The 15,965-nt window shown below is 58.9% G+C and carries 13 protein-coding genes; 11 read left to right on the top strand and 2 right to left on the bottom strand.

Annotation, left to right across the window (positions count from 1 at the left end):
- The first annotated feature begins 153 nt into the window (after positions 1-153).
- From hemA to ACR0D9_RS06340, 4 genes are all read left to right on the top strand, one after another.
- Positions 154-1,377, top strand: coding sequence for a 5-aminolevulinate synthase (gene hemA, locus ACR0D9_RS06355; protein WP_480485327.1), 1,224 nt, complete (start codon positions 154-156; stop codon positions 1,375-1,377).
- 129 nt (positions 1,378-1,506) lie between these two features.
- Positions 1,507-2,712 carry a helix-turn-helix domain-containing protein gene (locus ACR0D9_RS06350; protein ID WP_267364006.1) on the top strand — a complete coding sequence of 402 codons (1,206 nt, stop codon included), beginning with the start codon at positions 1,507-1,509 and terminating at the stop codon, positions 2,710-2,712.
- 71 nt (positions 2,713-2,783) lie between these two features.
- Positions 2,784-3,905, top strand: a complete 1,122-nt coding sequence (ispG, locus tag ACR0D9_RS06345) for a flavodoxin-dependent (E)-4-hydroxy-3-methylbut-2-enyl-diphosphate synthase (protein ID WP_480504782.1) — start codon at positions 2,784-2,786, stop codon at positions 3,903-3,905.
- Between the two features lie 166 nt (positions 3,906-4,071).
- A complete protein-coding gene (locus ACR0D9_RS06340; protein WP_480538096.1) occupies positions 4,072-4,890 on the top strand; it encodes a DUF2189 domain-containing protein in 819 nt (272 codons plus the stop codon).
- Positions 4,891-4,947: 57 nt separating this feature from the next.
- Here ACR0D9_RS06340 and ACR0D9_RS06335 read toward each other — a convergent pair whose 3' ends face one another.
- The gene (locus ACR0D9_RS06335; protein WP_480538094.1) at positions 4,948-5,706 is read right to left on the bottom strand and encodes a DsbA family protein; all 759 of its coding nucleotides are present in this window, start codon (positions 5,704-5,706) and stop codon (positions 4,948-4,950) included.
- Positions 5,703-7,085, bottom strand: coding sequence for a M48 family metalloprotease (locus ACR0D9_RS06330; protein ID WP_480538092.1), 1,383 nt, complete (start codon positions 7,083-7,085; stop codon positions 5,703-5,705). The genes ACR0D9_RS06335 and ACR0D9_RS06330 overlap by 4 nt, the downstream gene beginning before the upstream one ends.
- Here ACR0D9_RS06330 and ACR0D9_RS06325 point away from each other — a divergent pair.
- From ACR0D9_RS06325 to ACR0D9_RS06295, 7 genes are all read left to right on the top strand, one after another.
- Positions 7,084-8,247, top strand: coding sequence for a pyridoxal phosphate-dependent aminotransferase (locus ACR0D9_RS06325; protein ID WP_480485331.1), 1,164 nt, complete (start codon positions 7,084-7,086; stop codon positions 8,245-8,247). The genes ACR0D9_RS06330 and ACR0D9_RS06325 overlap by 2 nt on opposite strands.
- 66 nt (positions 8,248-8,313) lie before the next feature.
- On the top strand, positions 8,314-9,534 hold the full coding sequence (locus tag ACR0D9_RS06320) for an N-acetylmuramoyl-L-alanine amidase (protein WP_480538090.1): 1,221 nt from the start codon (positions 8,314-8,316) through the stop codon (positions 9,532-9,534).
- 94 nt (positions 9,535-9,628) lie between these two features.
- Entirely contained in the window at positions 9,629-12,118 is a 2,490-nt protein-coding gene (locus tag ACR0D9_RS06315) for a penicillin-binding protein 1A (RefSeq protein WP_480538088.1), read from the top strand.
- A 15-nt stretch (positions 12,119-12,133) separates the two neighbouring features.
- Positions 12,134-12,526, top strand: coding sequence for a RidA family protein (locus ACR0D9_RS06310; protein ID WP_480538086.1), 393 nt, complete (start codon positions 12,134-12,136; stop codon positions 12,524-12,526).
- A gap of 94 nt (positions 12,527-12,620) precedes the next feature.
- Entirely contained in the window at positions 12,621-13,748 is a 1,128-nt protein-coding gene (gene prfB / locus ACR0D9_RS06305) for a peptide chain release factor 2 (protein ID WP_480538084.1), read from the top strand.
- 1 nt (position 13,749) lies between these two features.
- Positions 13,750-14,454, top strand: coding sequence for a M50 family metallopeptidase (locus tag ACR0D9_RS06300; protein ID WP_480538082.1), 705 nt, complete (start codon positions 13,750-13,752; stop codon positions 14,452-14,454).
- A gap of 102 nt (positions 14,455-14,556) precedes the next feature.
- Positions 14,557-15,957 (top strand): amidase, encoded by a 1,401-nt coding sequence (locus tag ACR0D9_RS06295; RefSeq protein ID WP_480538080.1) that lies wholly within the window; start codon positions 14,557-14,559, stop codon positions 15,955-15,957.
- The last annotated feature ends 8 nt before the right edge of the window (positions 15,958-15,965 follow it).

Below are 15,965 nucleotides of genomic sequence, written 5' to 3'. Positions count from 1 at the left end.
CTTATATTTGATGCAAATCAAAGTTGGGTTCACCTTTTCGGCTGTAACCAGCTGAATAAGGGAACACAAAGCCACCGAAACAGGGTAAGCTGTGGGATGTGGCGAAAATATCGCCCAGTGGGAAACCGGATACGGGCGTTCAAGGAGGGTCCTTTGGACTATACTGCTCAGCTCGATTCAGCGATTGCCAGGCTGCATGATGAAGGTCGTTACCGGACCTTTATCGATATCGAACGTCGCAATGGACATTTCCCCCATGCGGTGCGCACGCGTCCGGACGGGTCACAGCAGAATATCACCGTATGGTGCGGCAACGATTATCTGGGCATGGGGCAAAACCCGGTCGTTCTGAATGCAATGCACGAAGCTGTTGATGCAGCCGGTGCAGGTTCGGGCGGTACACGCAATATCTCGGGCACCACAGTTTATCACAAAAGGCTTGAGGCTGAACTGGCCGATCTGCACGGCAAGGAAGCCGCGCTGCTTTTTACCAGCGCCTATATCGCCAATGACGCAACGCTCAGCACGCTGCCCAAACTGTTCCCGGGCCTGATCATCTATTCTGACGCGCTGAACCATGCCTCGATGATCGAAGGCGTACGCCGGAATGGCGGGGCTAAGCGCATCTTCCGGCACAATGACGTGGCGCATCTGCGCGAACTGCTTGAGGCGGATGACCCCGCCGCGCCCAAACTGGTCGTATTCGAGTCGGTTTATTCAATGGATGGCGATTTTGGTCCAATCGAAGAAATCTGTGATCTGGCAGATGAATTCGGCGCGCTGACCTATATCGATGAAGTGCATGCCGTGGGCATGTATGGCCCCCGCGGGGGCGGTGTGACCGAGCGCGATAACCTTGCCCACCGGATCGACATCATCAACGGCACGCTGGCAAAAGCCTATGGCGTGATGGGCGGCTATATCGCGGCCAGCGCCAAGATGTGCGACGCCGTGCGGTCATACGCACCGGGCTTTATCTTTACCACGTCCCTGCCACCTGCGGTTGCGGCCGGGGCTGCCGCATCTGTTGCCTACCTGAAAACTGCACCTGAACTGCGCGAGCAGCATCAGACGCAGGCCAAAATCCTCAAGCTGCGGTTGAAGGGGATGGGACTGCCGCTGATCGACCACGGAAGCCATATCGTGCCCGTGATCGTCGGAAACCCGGTCCATACCAAGAAGCTCAGCGATATGCTGTTGGATGATTACGGCATTTATGTGCAACCGATCAATTTCCCGACCGTTCCGCGCGGAACCGAGCGTCTGCGCTTTACCCCTTCTCCGGTGCATGGACCTGACGAAATGAACCGTCTGGTACAGGCGATGGACGAACTTTGGTCACATTGTGCGCTAAATCGCGCCGAACTTGCCGGTTAACCTCACGCCAAAGTGTGCAACGTATTTGCCGCGTGTTAAGCTTACGCTAACAAAATTGGCAGACGAATCGTTTTGGGGATGATTCGCCGCTAACGCGAAACACGCGACAGGCAGAATGGGGCAGCAGGAATGATTGGGCGCAGATCACAGCGCGAATCTGATGAGGACGTAGATGTCAGACCCAAAGGGTTTGATGACTACGAGGTACGCCTTGGTGACAAGATGCGCGGCGAACGCGCAACCATGGGCAAATCCCTGTTGGATGTTCAGCGCGAGTTGAGGATCAAAGCCAACTACATTGCTGCCATCGAAAACGCGGATCCCGACGCCTTTGACACACCCGGCTTTATCGCCGGGTATGTGCGTTCTTATGCGCGTTATCTGGGTATGAACCCGGATGAAACATTCTCGACTTTCTGCGCGGAAAGCGGTTTTTCGGTCGCGCATGGCATGTCGGCCGAGGCCTCGGTGGTGCGAAAGCCGACCGGTGCGCTTCCGGCGCGTGGGCCAATGGGGCGCGATCCCTTCATCTCGCCCAATACGCCGTACATTCCGGGCAAGGAATCTCTGGTCAGTCAGATTGAACCGCGCGCCATCGGCTCGTCGCTGGTGCTGTTGGCGGTAATTGGCGGCATCGGCTATGGCGGGTGGGCCGTTCTGAACAAGATCCAGCAGGTGCAGGTCAGCCCGGTTGAACAAGCGCCTGTGGTGCTGTCCGACCTTGATCCGCTGGATGCCGTGCGCGGCGGCGTTGTCGATGATGTGGTTGCTGCGGCGAATACCGAAGCACTGGACCGTCTCTATCGTCCGCAGGCCTTGGATGTTCCGGTTCTGGTTGCCCGCGATGCGCCGATTTCGACCCTTGATCCGCGCGATGTCGGAACCTTCCGCCCGCCAAGCCTGCCGCAGTTCGAAGTTGCCGAAGTGCACACGGTTGAACGACCAGCTTTGCCTCAGGTCGTGGAACAGGTTGATACCACGCTGAAAATCGTTGCTGTCGATCCTTCTTGGATGCGGGTAACGGCGGCAGATGGCAGTGTCATTTTCGAAGGGACGCTTGGAACGGTCGAGCAAGGCAGTGTCTTTGAGGTTCCTCTGACAGAAGAACCGCCGCTGTTGCGGGCAGGGGCGTCGGGATCGGTTTATTTCTCGATGAACGGCGAGCACTATGGCCCGGCAGGGGCACCCGGCACGGTTGCCAAAGGGGTGATCCTTTCGAAAGACGCAGTTTCGGAAGTTTATGCCGTTGCCGATCTTGAGGCGGATCAGAACAGCGCGCTCAAGCAGCTGGTGGCTGAACTGCAAACCGCGGCGACAGAAGCGCCCGCCGAGTGATCTTGCCATTGCGGTAACCCCTTTGCCGGACTATCTACTGTCGCAACTCAGGCAGACGCGGATCCGTCCTTATGTCCCTTAATCACGTGCGCCCTTGGCGCGACATTTATCGTCGTAAATCCCGTCAAATCATGGTCGGCAACGTCCCTGTCGGGGGCGATGCCCCGATCGCCGTTCAGACCATGACCAACACCCTGACCACCGATGTGGCGGCAACAGTGGCGCAGGTTCAGGCCGCAGCCGAGGCTGGCGCGGATATCGTGCGCGTTTCAGTCCCCGATGAGGCGTCGGCTAAGGCATTGAAAGAGATCGTGCGCGAAAGCCCGGTGCCCATCGTTGCGGACATCCATTTTCACTATCGCCGTGGTATCGAGGCGGCCGAGGCAGGCGCTGCCTGTCTGCGCATCAATCCCGGCAACATCGGCGATGAACGCCGGGTGAAAGAAGTCATTAAGGCCGCGCGCGACCACAATTGCTCGATCCGGATCGGCGTGAATGCGGGCAGTCTGGAAAAGCACCTGCTTGAGAAATATGGCGAGCCGTGCCCCGAAGCGATGGTCGAAAGCGGGTTGGAACATATCCGCATCCTTCAGGACAATGATTTTCATGAGTTCAAAATCAGTGTGAAGGCCAGCGACGTTTTCCTGTCCGCCGCCGCGTATCAGGGCATAGCCGAAGCCACTGATGCGCCCATCCATCTGGGTATCACCGAGGCGGGCGGACTGGTGTCCGGCACCATCAAATCTGCCATCGGGTTGGGCAACCTGCTGTGGATGGGGATCGGCGACACGATCCGCGTCAGCCTGTCTGCCGATCCGGTGGAAGAGGTGAAGGTTGGCTTTGAAATCCTCAAATCCCTTGGTCTGCGCCACCGGGGCGTCAACATCATCTCATGCCCGTCCTGCGCACGGCAGGGGTTTGACGTCATCAAGACCGTCGAGGCGCTGGAACGCCGTCTGGAACACATCAAGACACCGATGAGCCTGTCGATCATCGGCTGCGTGGTCAACGGGCCGGGCGAGGCGCTGATGACCGATGTCGGGTTTACCGGTGGCGGGGCCGGGTCCGGGATGGTCTATCTGGCAGGCAAGGCCAGCCACAAGATGTCCAACGATCAGATGATCGACCACATCGTGGAACAAGTCGAAAAGAAAGCGGCTGAACTGGACGCGACTGCGGAAGCGGCAGAGTAGTGTGGGGTCGGCTGTGTCGGTAAGGCGGGCATAGCGACCTTACTCATCCCTTGCCCCGGTGCCTGAGCTGTTGCTAACTTGTTTCGTGACTGAACGATGCCTGTTTCGCCGCTGGTTCTGTTGGTAAACAGACCCGCGCGGACCCATGCTTTGGGAGGAGTGTGTCATGACATCCAAGACCGCAGGCCCTACGCCACCTGAGAACCTGACGCCAGACCAACAGGCCATGCCAAATGTCATTCGGGTTACTTCGGATGATATAAAGGCGTCGCTGAAAGCTGGGTTTTCCGACTTTCTGGCGCGCCCCTTCATGAGCGGTTTCTTCGGGCTTTTCTATGCGGCTTTTGGAATCCTGATGGTCTGGAGCTTGGTCTGGCTTGGCAAGATCTGGATGATCATTCCAGCGATTGTTGGATTTCCTCTGGTCGCGCCTTTCGCCGCTGCAGGACTGTATGAGATGTCCCGGCGGTTACAGAAGGGCGAGAGTTTTGGCTGGTATGAAATCCTCACTGTCATGGCCGATCAACGCAAGCGCGAAATGGGCTGGATGGCCTTTGTCACGCTGTTCATTTTCTGGGTTTGGGTTTATCAGGTCCGGCTTTGGCTTGCGATCATCCTGCAGAACTCATCCTTTTCGGATTTCGATGGATTCTTGAACATCATCTTGTTCACTCCGCAGGGGTGGACATTCCTTGCAATCGGCACCTGTGTCGGAGCGTTTCTGTCGGCTGTCCTGTTTTCGGTAACTGTCGTCGCCATGCCCATGCTTCTGGACCGGGAAACCAATTTCGTTTCAGCCATGTTGACGTCCTTACGCGTCGTCTCGGAAAGCCCTGTGGTCATGCTTGGCTGGGCAGCGATCATCTCGGTCACAATGTTGTTGTCGATGGTTCCGGCGTTTATGGGCTTGATCTTTACCTTGCCGATCCTTGGCCATACAACGTGGCATCTCTATCAACGGGCCGTGGAACCGGCAGACGGCTGAGGTCAGTGATCAGTCCGCCTTTTTGTCTGGGGGCAGCTGTGCCGCCCCCAATACCTATCAACCCTGTTCTGCGCGAACGCCATCTGCAATCTGCTGCATCTGATCGGCGGGCAGATAGCCGCGCAGCAACTCGGTTCCCAGCACGAATGAGGGCGTGCCCGAAATCTGCATCCGTTGCGCCAGGGCACGGGTGCGGCTGATCTCATCCGTGACGCTGTCGCTGTCCATCGCGGCGATGATCGCGTCGCTGTCCAGGCCCAGCCCGTCAGAGATGCGGCGCAAGGTAACTTCGGACGGTTCGCCGTTGAAGGCCATCAGGGCATCGTGAACCTGTTTATAGGCGTCACCACCAGCGACGTGTTTGGTGGCCACGGCAAAGCGCGAGGACAAAACAGATGCGTCGCCCAGAATTGGCAGCTCTTTGATCACAAACCGGATATTGCCGTCGCTGGCCAGCAGGTTTGCCACTTCGGGCACCGCACGGCGGCAATAGCCGCAGCGGTAGTCCATGAATTCGACCAGCGTGATATCGCCATCCGGGTTGCCGCCGACCCAGCTATAGCCATCGTCGAACAGTTCGGCCTCATTGGCGGCGACCAGTTCTTTGTCGGCGGCCGCTTCGGCCACTGCGTTTCGCTGTTCGAGGATATTGATTGCCTCGATAATGACTTCGGGGTTCTCCAGCAGGTATTCGCGTACCTGAGCACCAAACTCTGCCTTTTCGGCATCATTCATCGCGTTTAGGTCCAGCGCCTGTGCCGAGGTCGCCGCCATGGAAAGCCCCAGAAGGGCAGGTGCAGCATGTCTGAGGATCATTTCCGTTTCCTTTTATCTTTCTTGAGTCGTTCTGAGGCAATCAGCACGTCTTGTGCCCTTTGCCAACCCGGAGAGCCTTCGGGCAACTGTCCTACAGCCCGTTTCGCGTGAATTCCGGCATCCTCCATCCGACCTTGCAGCGCATAGCGTTCTGCCGTCACGGTCGAAGCCATGCCGTTATTTCCGACCTGCGCATAAGCCACACCCAGATCCTGCATCAGGCGCGCGTTACGAAAATCGCGCGCGCGCGCCTGTTCCAGTGCGTTCAATGCCTGTTTCGTTTCCCCCTGCGCCAGCAGGGCACGCCCGTAGCTCGCAAGGATCAACGCATTGTTCGGGGCCATTTCAACAGCGCTAGCATAAGCTTTAACAGCCTCGCTTACACGTCTGTTTTCCAACAGTATTTGCCCCTTCAGATCGTAATAGAACGGGTCATCAGGACGTTCGGCAAGTGCTGCGTCAATTGCGGCACGGGCGCGGGACAGATCGCGGTTCTGATGATGGGCCGAAGCCTCTCGCATCAGGCGGATGTCTCGGTAGGATTCTTCGCCAGCGCGCCGCAAGGTCCAACTGGGCGACCGCAGAAAGGCCGAAAGCTTGCCTTTGACCCGCGCAAACCAGTAGTCCGCATTGGGGTTTGGAACGGCTCGGTCGCCAAACTCATCCAGGAACGCCTCGGCGGCACGCAGGCGGTCACGGCTTGTCGGGTGTGATCGCATATAGGGGTCCTGATTGGCGACACTCAGCAGTTCCTGACCGGCGAACTTCCGGTGCAGTTCCACCATCCCGCTGGGCGAGATTTCGGCCCATCGCAGGTAACTTGCCGCACTGCGGTCGGCGGATGCCTCTTCTGCGCGGGTGTGACCCAGAAAACCGCGAATTGCTGCGCCTTGGGTGCCAGCAGCGATCCCGATGGCGGCCTCGCCCCCACCCGCCGCAGCTGCCAGCAGGGCCAAAGCCGTGCCGAGGCTGGCGTTGCGCTGCGCCGCTTTCAGGTTCTCAGCCCGTCGTGCCAGATGACCATTCGAGATATGTGCGGCCTCGTGGGCGATGACAGCCTGCAACATCTCGGGGCTTTCGACGGTCAGAATCAGCCCGTAGTTCACGTAAATCGCGTTGTAGTCGATGACGAATGCATTGAACGTGTTGTCGTTTACGACCAGAATCTGAACCCGGTTCGTGTTCAGCCCCGCAGCCCGCAACACCGGAAAGGCCAGTTCACGCAGGCCATGTTCGATATCTGGGTCGCGGATCAGGCTTTGCGCGTGCGATTGCACCGCTGCCGCCAGCCAGACGACAACGGCAACCATCAAGGCCGGGATTGACGCCAACCGGGATACGCGCTCAAAAGCCATGACTGCAACATGGGAGATGGGCATGAGAAACTCAACCCGGTCCGGGGTCGATCCCTTCATCGTGATGGATGTGATGGAGGCGGCACGCAAGGCCGAAGAGGCAGGTCGCCACGTGATCCACATGGAAGTCGGCCAGCCCGGAACCGGCGCGCCCAAGGGTGCGACCGAAGCTTTGGCCGCAGCGATGGAGCAAGGCCCGCTGGGCTATACGGTTGCCCTGGGTCTGCCCGCCCTGAGGCAGCGGATCGCCCGGCTTTACGGCGATTGGTACAATGTCGACCTGAACCCCGAGCGGGTGGTGATCACTCCTGGCTCGTCCGGCGGATTCCTGCTGACCTTTACCGCATTGTTCGACAGTGGCGACCGTGTCGGTATCGGCGCGCCCGGCTATCCGTCCTATCGCCAGATCCTGAAGGCACTGGGTCTGGTCCCGGTCGACCTGCCGACCGCGCCGGAAAACAGGTTGCAGCCCGTGGCGGCGGATATTCAGGGGATGGATCTGAAGGGGCTGATGGTGGCCTCACCTGCAAATCCGACCGGTACGATGTTGGACCGGGCCGCCATGGGCGCCCTGATCGAGGCGGCGCACGGGCAGGGCGCGTCGTTCATCAGTGACGAGATTTACCACGGGCTGGAATACGAAGCCAAGGCCGTGACGGCGCTGGAGCTGACAGATGAATGCTATGTGATCAACTCGTTCTCGAAGTACTTTTCGATGACCGGATGGCGCGTAGGCTGGATGGTGGTGCCCGAGGATCAGGTGCGCGTGGTCGAACGGATCGCTCAGAACATGTTCATCTGCGCCCCCCATGCCAGTCAGGTCGCAGCGCTGGCTGCCATGGATTGCGATGACGAATTGCAAGCCAATCTGGACGTGTACCGCCGCAATCGCGCGCTGATGCTGGACGGGCTGCCCAAAGCCGGGTTTTCGAACATCGCGCCACCCGACGGGGCGTTTTATGTCTATGCCGATGTGTCTGATCTGACCGATGACAGCCGCGCATTTGCGGCCGAGATTCTGGAGCATGCCGGTGTGGCCGTGACACCTGGGCTGGATTTTGACCCACAGCGCGGCCATACCACATTGCGATTTTCCTATGCGCGCGCGACGGATGACATTCAGGAAGGGCTTGAGCGTTTGCGCCTGTTTATGACGCGGCGCGGCGCAGTCAGGGAACCGGCCTGAGCCGTTCACAAACCGCCCCTTGTGGTATAGGGTGCCGGACAAACGATCTCGGGATAACTTGAGGCCATGAGCAGGATCTTCTTTAGCATTGCGCTGTGTTGGGCGTTGGCTGGTGGTGCCATTGCGCAGGATTTCAGCGCGTTGGCGCGTGTCCAGCCTGACCAGAGCCGTATTACGGATGTCGGGCGTACCGGTGTTCGGGTGGACATCGCCCTCAGTCAGGGCGTTCCCTACAGGATTTTCACCTTGCAGGATCCCTACCGTATGGTTCTGGACTTCAACGAAGTGGATTGGGCCGGGCTGACCCGCGAAGATTTCCTGCAATCCAATCGCATCAGCGGCGTGCAGTTCGGCGCATATGTTCCGGGTTGGTCACGTCTGGTGCTGGAACTGGGGGCGCCGATGGCAGTGGCGACGGCAGAATTGTCGGTGGCAGAGGATTCGGCGGCTGCATTGTTGTCGCTCGACCTCAAGGGGACGGATTTCGATGCTTTCAACGCCTCGGCAGGTGCGCCGCGAAACCCGGGCTGGGACTTGCCGGAACCGGCGGATGTGCCGCAAGCTGCGGTGCGCAGTGCCGACCGACCCTTGCGTGTCATGCTGGATCCGGGCCACGGAGGCATTGATCCGGGGGCCGAGACAGACGCGATTGATGAAAAAACCCTGATGCTGACTTTCGCACGTGAGCTGCGCGAAATCCTTCTAAGATCAGGCGGGTACGAGGTGGTTCTGACACGGGTCGACGATCAGTTCGTCTCGCTGGAGCGCCGAATTGCGCTGGCGCACCGGGCCGGTGCGGACCTGTTCATTTCGCTGCACGCTGATTCCCTGTCCGAAGGGCGGGCGCATGGTGCGGTGGTTTATACCCTGTCCAACGATGCCTCGGATGTGGCCAGTGCGAAGCTGGCGGAACGGCACGACCGCGGGGATTTGATTTCCGGTGTCGATCTGAACGGGGCAGATGATCAGATCACGGATGTTCTGCTGGACATGGCCCGTCAGGAAACGATGCCACGCACAAGCGCGCTGGCCAAGGCCATTGCAAACGGTCTGGCACAACAAGGGGGGCCGATGAACGGCAAACCCCTGCGTACCGCGTCTTTTTCAGTGCTCAAGGCGGCGGACATCCCGTCGGTTCTGGTCGAGCTTGGGTTTCTGTCCAGCCCCAGAGACCTGAAGAACCTCAATGATCCTGATTGGCGGGCGAGAATGGCGCTGGGAATTCATCGGGGGCTTGAAGATTGGCGCCAGCAGGATGTGATCCGCAAATCCCTTATTGGCCAGTGACCTTGCGGCGCAAAACGGCTAGAATACGCTCGGTGTTTTGACCCTTGGGCGGCGCATCACTATATAGGCGGCACCGCGAGAAAAAGGCAGTAACGTGATCCGGTTTATTCTTTCGATTTTCGGGGCGATTTTCAGCCTCGTGACATTGGGTATTTTCATGGCCGCGCTGGTGATCGGCGCGGTGTTCTGGATGTATGGGCGCGACCTGCCCAGCCACGAGTCGCTGGCACAGTACAAACCACCCACAATCAGCCGGATCTATTCGGGTGAAGGCAAGCTGATCGATGAATTCGCGCAGGAACGCCGCCTGTTCACCCCGTCCGAGGAAATCCCGGATCTGGTGAAGCAGGCGTTTATTTCGGCGGAAGACAAGAATTTCTACAACCATCAGGGCTATGACCCGCGCGGCATCATTGCCGCCGGGGTCGAGGCGGTGCGGACCAAGGGCGAAACCGTACGCGGTGCGTCGACCATCACGCAGCAGGTCATGAAGAACTTTCTGCTGTCCGGTGACCGCCGGGCCGAGCGCAAGATCAAGGAAATCATTCTTGCGACCCGGCTCGAGGATACATTGGACAAGGAACAGATCCTCGAACTTTATATGAACGAGATCTTTCTGGGCCAGAACTCCTACGGTGTGACTGCTGCCGCGCAGACCTATTTCAATAAAACCCTGCAGGAATTGGCCCCACATGAGGCCGCCATGCTGGCTGCCATGCCCAAAGCACCGTCAGATTACCACCCCGTTTGGCAAAAAGAGCGCCTTCTGGCCCGGCGCAATTACGTGTTACGCGAGATGCAGCAGAACGGTTACATCGATCAGGCGACTTATGAGGCCGAGGTCGAATTGCCATTGCGTTCGGTCCAGAACGGAGATTTTGAAAGCTTCCGTACAGCCCTGCCGCCCCGCGACTATTTCACCGACGAAATCCGTCGCCAGCTGAGCGAAGATTTTGGTGAGGGCGAGTTCTTTACCGGCGGCTTTACCGTGCGTGCATCGGTGGATGAGGAAATGCAGGTTGAGGCCGCACGTGCCCTGCGCGAGGCGCTTGAGAAATACGACCGCTCCCGAGGCAAATGGCGCGGAACAGGTGACGTGATCCCGGAAGAAAAACTGGCGGATGAGGCGCAATGGCGCGAAGCGCTGGCGGCCGTGGAAATTCCGCGCGACGTCATTCTGCCAACCCGGTGGTATCCCGCCGTGGTTCTGGGCATGACCGACCAGCAACTGACCGTTGGTGTCGAAGAAGGTCCTGCCGATGGGATAATCCCGCGCGCGGACATCAAATGGATGCAGGGTGATTTTGCGGCCAACTTCAAGCGCGGCGATGTCATTCTTGTTGTTGCGGGTGAAGATGGGCAATGGTCAGCCCGCCAGGTGCCAGAGGTGCAGGGTGCCTTTGTCGCGATGGATGTGAACTCGGGTCGCGTTCTGGCGATGCAGGGCGGGTTCTCGTATCAGGACACCGTGTTCAACCGGGCCACACAGGCACAGCGCCAGCCGGGATCGTCCTTCAAGCCATTTGTCTATGCTGCTGCGCTGGACAGCGGATACAGCCCCGCGACAATCGTCGTCGATGCGCCGATCGAAGTGAACACGCCGCAGGGGCTGTGGCGCCCCAAGAACTCTTCCAACAAATTCTACGGCCCCACACCTTTGCGCACAGGGATCGAACAGTCGCGGAACCTGATGACCATCCGTCTGGCGCAGGAAGTTACAATGCCTGTCGTTGCGGGCTACGCGGAACGGTTCGGTGTCTATGACAGGATGGGCGCGTTTTTGGCCAACTCGCTGGGGGCCGAGGAAACCACGCTTTACAAGATGGTCGCGGCCTATGCGATGTTCGCCAATGGCGGCCAGCGTGTGGAGCCCACTCTGGTCGACCGCATTCAGGACCGGTTCGGAAAAACCATCTATCGCCACGATGACCGTCAGTGTCTGGACTGTAACTCGACCTGGCTGGAACCAGATGAATCGCCCACCCTTGTCACGGATCGCGCGCAGGTCATGGATGCGATCACCGCCTACCAGCTGACATCGATGATGAAGGGTGTGGTCGACCGCGGGACGGCATCCAGCGTTGTGAATCTACCCGTGCCAACAGCGGGCAAAACCGGAACCACCAACGACTCCAAGGATGCGTGGTTCATCGGCTTTACGTCGAACATCGTGGCCGGTTGCTACATCGGTTATGACCGACCGCGTCCGATGGGACGTGGGGCCTATGGTGGCACGCTGTGTGGCCCTGTGTTCCAGAGCTTCATGGAAAAAGCGGTCGAAAAATACGGCGGCGGTCCGTTCGAAGTGCCGGAAGGTGGTCATTTCATCAAGATCGACCGCTTCAGCGGGGCCCGTCTGCCCGATGATGCCACCGGTGACTATGTCGTGGCCGAATTCTTCCGCGACGGCGTCGATGGTTTTATCGACCGTGTCTATGATGGTGGTTTTGCCATCGGATCGGACCTGCCATTGTTTGAAGAAGTCCAGCGCGCGGGCGTACAGGTTCAGACGTCGACGGGCCAGACCGTGACCGTTGGTCCGAAAGCTTCCCAAGGGGATCTGAGCACCGGTGGGCTTTACTGACAAGGCGCATTCCAATTGGCTAATACTCCGCTGATTCCGCACTCTTTGCTGGGGGCACCCGGACAGTTGCGCATTTCTCCGGGCGTCCTCTCGGGTCAGCATGTTTTTCTCACCGGCATGACCGGTAGCGGGGCGGACGGCTCCATGCCAAGCGATCCGGAAGAACAATTCCGAAACGCCTTTGCAAAGATTGCAGAGGTCTTGAAGGAAGCCAGCCTTGGATTGGATGCAGTGGTCGAGATGACGACCTACCACGTTGAAATGCGAGATCATTTCGACCTGTTCGATCGCGTGCGCCTTGAGGTTCTGACCGCGCCTTACCCGGCCTGGACCGCAGTTGAAGTTGCGGGATTGCGACGGGAAGGGGCGCTGGTGGAAATTCGGGCGATTGCGCATCTTTCTGATTGAAAGCACGATAGCTGTTTCAGCATCCAGCCTGTCTTGTGGTGTCTCGCACCTCTTGCTATCACGCAGGCCTGATTGAGCAAGTTGGGACAAGACCATGCGCGCCGAAACCCAGAACATCGTGGCGGATATCAAAAAGTCGCTGGAGCTGCTGGCGCAGCGTATGGACTATGAAACCGCACCGCATCGCCTTGAGGAATTCAACGCGCGCGTCGAAGACCCCAACCTTTGGGATAACCCTGAAAATGCGCAGAAACTGATGCGCGAGCGGCAGATGCTGGTCGATGCAATCGAGACGTACGAATCCATCAAGACCGACCTCAACGACAATATCGAACTGATCGAGTTGGGCGAGATGGAGGAAGACCAAGAAGTCGTTCAGGATGCCGAAGCGGCGATCAAGACGCTGAAAACCAAGGCCGCAAAAAAAGAGCTTGAGGCGCTGCTGGACGGTGAGGCCGACAGCAATGATACGTTCCTCGAAATCAACTCGGGCGCGGGGGGAACCGAAAGCTGCGACTGGGCGTCGATGCTGGCGCGCATGTATGTGCGCTGGGCCGAGAAAAAGGGTTACACGGTCGAGCTGCAATCCGAGACACCGGGCGAAGAAGCGGGGATCAAATCCGCAGCCTACAAGATTTCCGGTCACAACGCCTATGGCTGGCTGAAATCGGAAAGCGGCGTACACCGGCTGGTGCGGATCTCGCCCTATGACTCGGCGGCCAAGCGCCATACGTCTTTCAGCTCGGTCTGGGTCTATCCGGTGGTCGACGACAATATCGAGATTGAGGTGAACCCGGCCGATATCCGCATCGACACCTACCGCTCTTCGGGGGCTGGCGGCCAGCACGTGAACACCACCGACTCGGCTGTTCGGATCACGCACATCCCGACCGGGATTGTTGTAACCAGCTCGGAAAAGTCGCAGCACCAGAACCGCGATATTGCCATGAAAGCCCTGAAATCGCGCCTGTACCAGCAGGAACTGGATCGCCGCAACGCGGATATCAACGCGGCGCACGAGGCTAAGGGCGATGCGGGCTGGGGCAACCAAATCCGGTCTTACGTGTTGCAGCCCTATCAGATGGTCAAGGACCTGCGAACCAATCACGAAACCTCGGATACCAAAGGGGTTCTGGACGGGGACCTGGACGGATTCATGGCGGCAACCTTGGCCCTGAACGTGTCAGGCAAAAGCCGATCCGAGGCGCAGGGCGACAGCTAAGGTGACACGCCAGCGTTCCTTTCCGGACCTGCTGAAAGGGCACTGGCAGCTAATCCTGATCACCGGTCTGGTCTTTGCGCTCTGGAACACGCCGTTTGTTGTTCCGCTAAAAATTCTGGTTGTCTTTCTGCATGAGCTGTCTCATGCCGTGACAATCCTATTGACTGGCGGCTCGGTCGAGAGTTTCACGATCTCACCCCAGCAAGGCGGAATGGTGATCGGCCGGGGCGGCAGCAGGTTTCTCAGCCTGTCCGCCGGCTATCTCGGCTCGCTTGTGTTTGGTATTGCGCTTTTGATCATTGCCTTGAGGACAAATGCTGACCGGGCTGTTTTGGCTGTTTTCGGCGCAATCATGTGTCTGATCGCACTGCTGTACATACGCGATGCTTTCGCCTTGCTGTTTTGCGCAGGCGTCGGGGCGGCAATGATTGCGACAGCGTGGTTCATGAGCCACGAGGTCAGTGATCTGGTGCTGCGCGTTGTCGGGCTGACCAGCATGATCTACGTGCCGTTTGATATCTTTGATGACACCATCCGACGATCCGGCGCACGCTCGGACGCGTTCCTGTTGGCCGAGGAATTCGGCGGCACCGCGATGCTGTGGGGTGGGGTCTGGCTGGTGTTGAGTGGTGGCGCCATTGCCCTTTGTCTACGGTATTGGTTGGGCCGGGACAGCAACCTGCCATTGCACCGCAGAGCGTTGTGATGCTGTTGTTTGTGAGACAAGAAAAGATACATCTAAACAGTGGGTTTAAATGAGGTGAACCGCTCGCTAGGCTGTTGAAGACCAACAACAGACTGGCGTGTTATGGACCTGACCCGGATATCTGCCACAGAGCTTCTGAACCAACTGGCTACCCGGCAGGTTTCGGCCACAGAAGTCATGCGGGCCACGCTGGATCGCATTGCCAAAGTCAACGGTGACGTGAACGCCATCGTGGCGCTGCGGGACAAGGGCGAGCTGATGGCCGAAGCGCAGGCCCGCGACAGCGGCCCTGTCACTGGCCCGCTGCACGGCCTGCCAATTGCGGTCAAGGATTTGGTCAATGTGGCAGGTATTGTTTCGTCGCACGGATCGCCTGTTTTCAGGGATGCCGTCCCTGACAGGGATGATCTGATTGCCGCCAGGATGCGGGCCGCGGGCGCCATCCTGATCGGCAAGACCAATACGCCGGAATTCGGGCTGGGCTCGCACACGTTCAACTCGGTCTATGGTGCGACGCGCAACCCGTATGACGCCAGTTACACCTGCGGCGGCTCATCAGGTGGGGCAGCAGTGGCTTTGGCGACGGGTATGGTCGCATTGGCCGACGGGTCCGACATGATGGGCAGCCTGCGCAACCCGGCGGCCTGGAACAATGTTTACGGCTTTCGCCCAAGCTGGGGCAGTGTGCCGTCTGATCCGGTCGGCGATAGTTTCCTGCATCAGCTGTCCACATTGGGTCCAATGGCGCGCAGTCCCGAAGATCTTGGCATCCTGCTCGACGTGATCTCGGGGCCCGATCCGCGCCTGCCATTGGTCGGAGAATATGCACCGGTTTCCCCGGTTGTCGCAGCAGATCTGAACGGGCTGCGCATTGGCTGGCTGGGCGATTGGGGCGGGGCCTTTCCAGTTGAAGCCGGAATCCTTGAGCTGTGCCGGGATGCGTTGAAGGTGTTCGAAGCGCGGGGCGCGCGTGTTGAACATGTCGCCCCGCCTTTCGATGCCGAACGGTTATGGACCAGTTGGATCACCCTGCGGTCCTGGACTGTCGCCGCAGGGCTGGAACCTTTGGCTGAACGACGGGACCATCTGAAAGACACAGCCCAGTGGGAGCTGGACCGGGGTCTGACGATGAGTGCCATGGACGTGCATCACGCCAGCGTAATTCGGTCAGAATGGTTCCGGCGCGCGGCGGAACTGTTCGAGCAGTTTGATGCCCTGGTCCTGCCATCCGCACAGGTTTGGCCGTTTGGGATCGAAACGCCATACCCCACCCGGATCGCGGACCGCGCAATGGATACATATCATCGCTGGATGCATGTCACGGTACCGGTCAGCCTGATTGGCTTGCCTTGTCTGGCCGCGCCCGCCGGGTTTGGTGTGCAGGGCCTGCCCATGGGCTTTCAACTGTTTGGACCAAAAGGATCGGATCAGAAATTACTGTCGGTCGGGGCGGCGTATCACACCGAAACCGACTGGCCTAACAAGAGGCCGGCGATGTCATAACGCCGATC

Source organism: Ruegeria sp. AK11 (assembly GCF_056541095.1).
Note: the sequence above shows the minus strand (reverse complement) of the source record. Positions and strands in the feature narration are given on the sequence as shown.

What these genes read in the sequence shown, in the direction of transcription:
- ACR0D9_RS06350 (WP_267364006.1), top strand. Translation starts at nt 1,507, where the DNA reads ATGATTGGGCGCAGATCACAGCGCGAATCTGATGAGGACGTAGATGTC.
- ispG (WP_480504782.1), top strand. Translation starts at nt 2,784, where the DNA reads ATGTCCCTTAATCACGTGCGCCCTTGGCGCGACATTTATCGTCGTAAA.
- ACR0D9_RS06340 (WP_480538096.1), top strand. Translation starts at nt 4,072, where the DNA reads ATGACATCCAAGACCGCAGGCCCTACGCCACCTGAGAACCTGACGCCA.
- ACR0D9_RS06335 (WP_480538094.1), bottom strand. Translation starts at nt 5,706, where the DNA reads ATGATCCTCAGACATGCTGCACCTGCCCTTCTGGGGCTTTCCATGGCG.
- ACR0D9_RS06325 (WP_480485331.1), top strand. Translation starts at nt 7,084, where the DNA reads ATGAGAAACTCAACCCGGTCCGGGGTCGATCCCTTCATCGTGATGGAT.
- ACR0D9_RS06330 (WP_480538092.1), bottom strand. Translation starts at nt 7,085, where the DNA reads ATGCCCATCTCCCATGTTGCAGTCATGGCTTTTGAGCGCGTATCCCGG.
- ACR0D9_RS06320 (WP_480538090.1), top strand. Translation starts at nt 8,314, where the DNA reads ATGAGCAGGATCTTCTTTAGCATTGCGCTGTGTTGGGCGTTGGCTGGT.
- prfB (WP_480538084.1), top strand. Translation starts at nt 12,621, where the DNA reads ATGCGCGCCGAAACCCAGAACATCGTGGCGGATATCAAAAAGTCGCTG.
- ACR0D9_RS06295 (WP_480538080.1), top strand. Translation starts at nt 14,557, where the DNA reads ATGGACCTGACCCGGATATCTGCCACAGAGCTTCTGAACCAACTGGCT.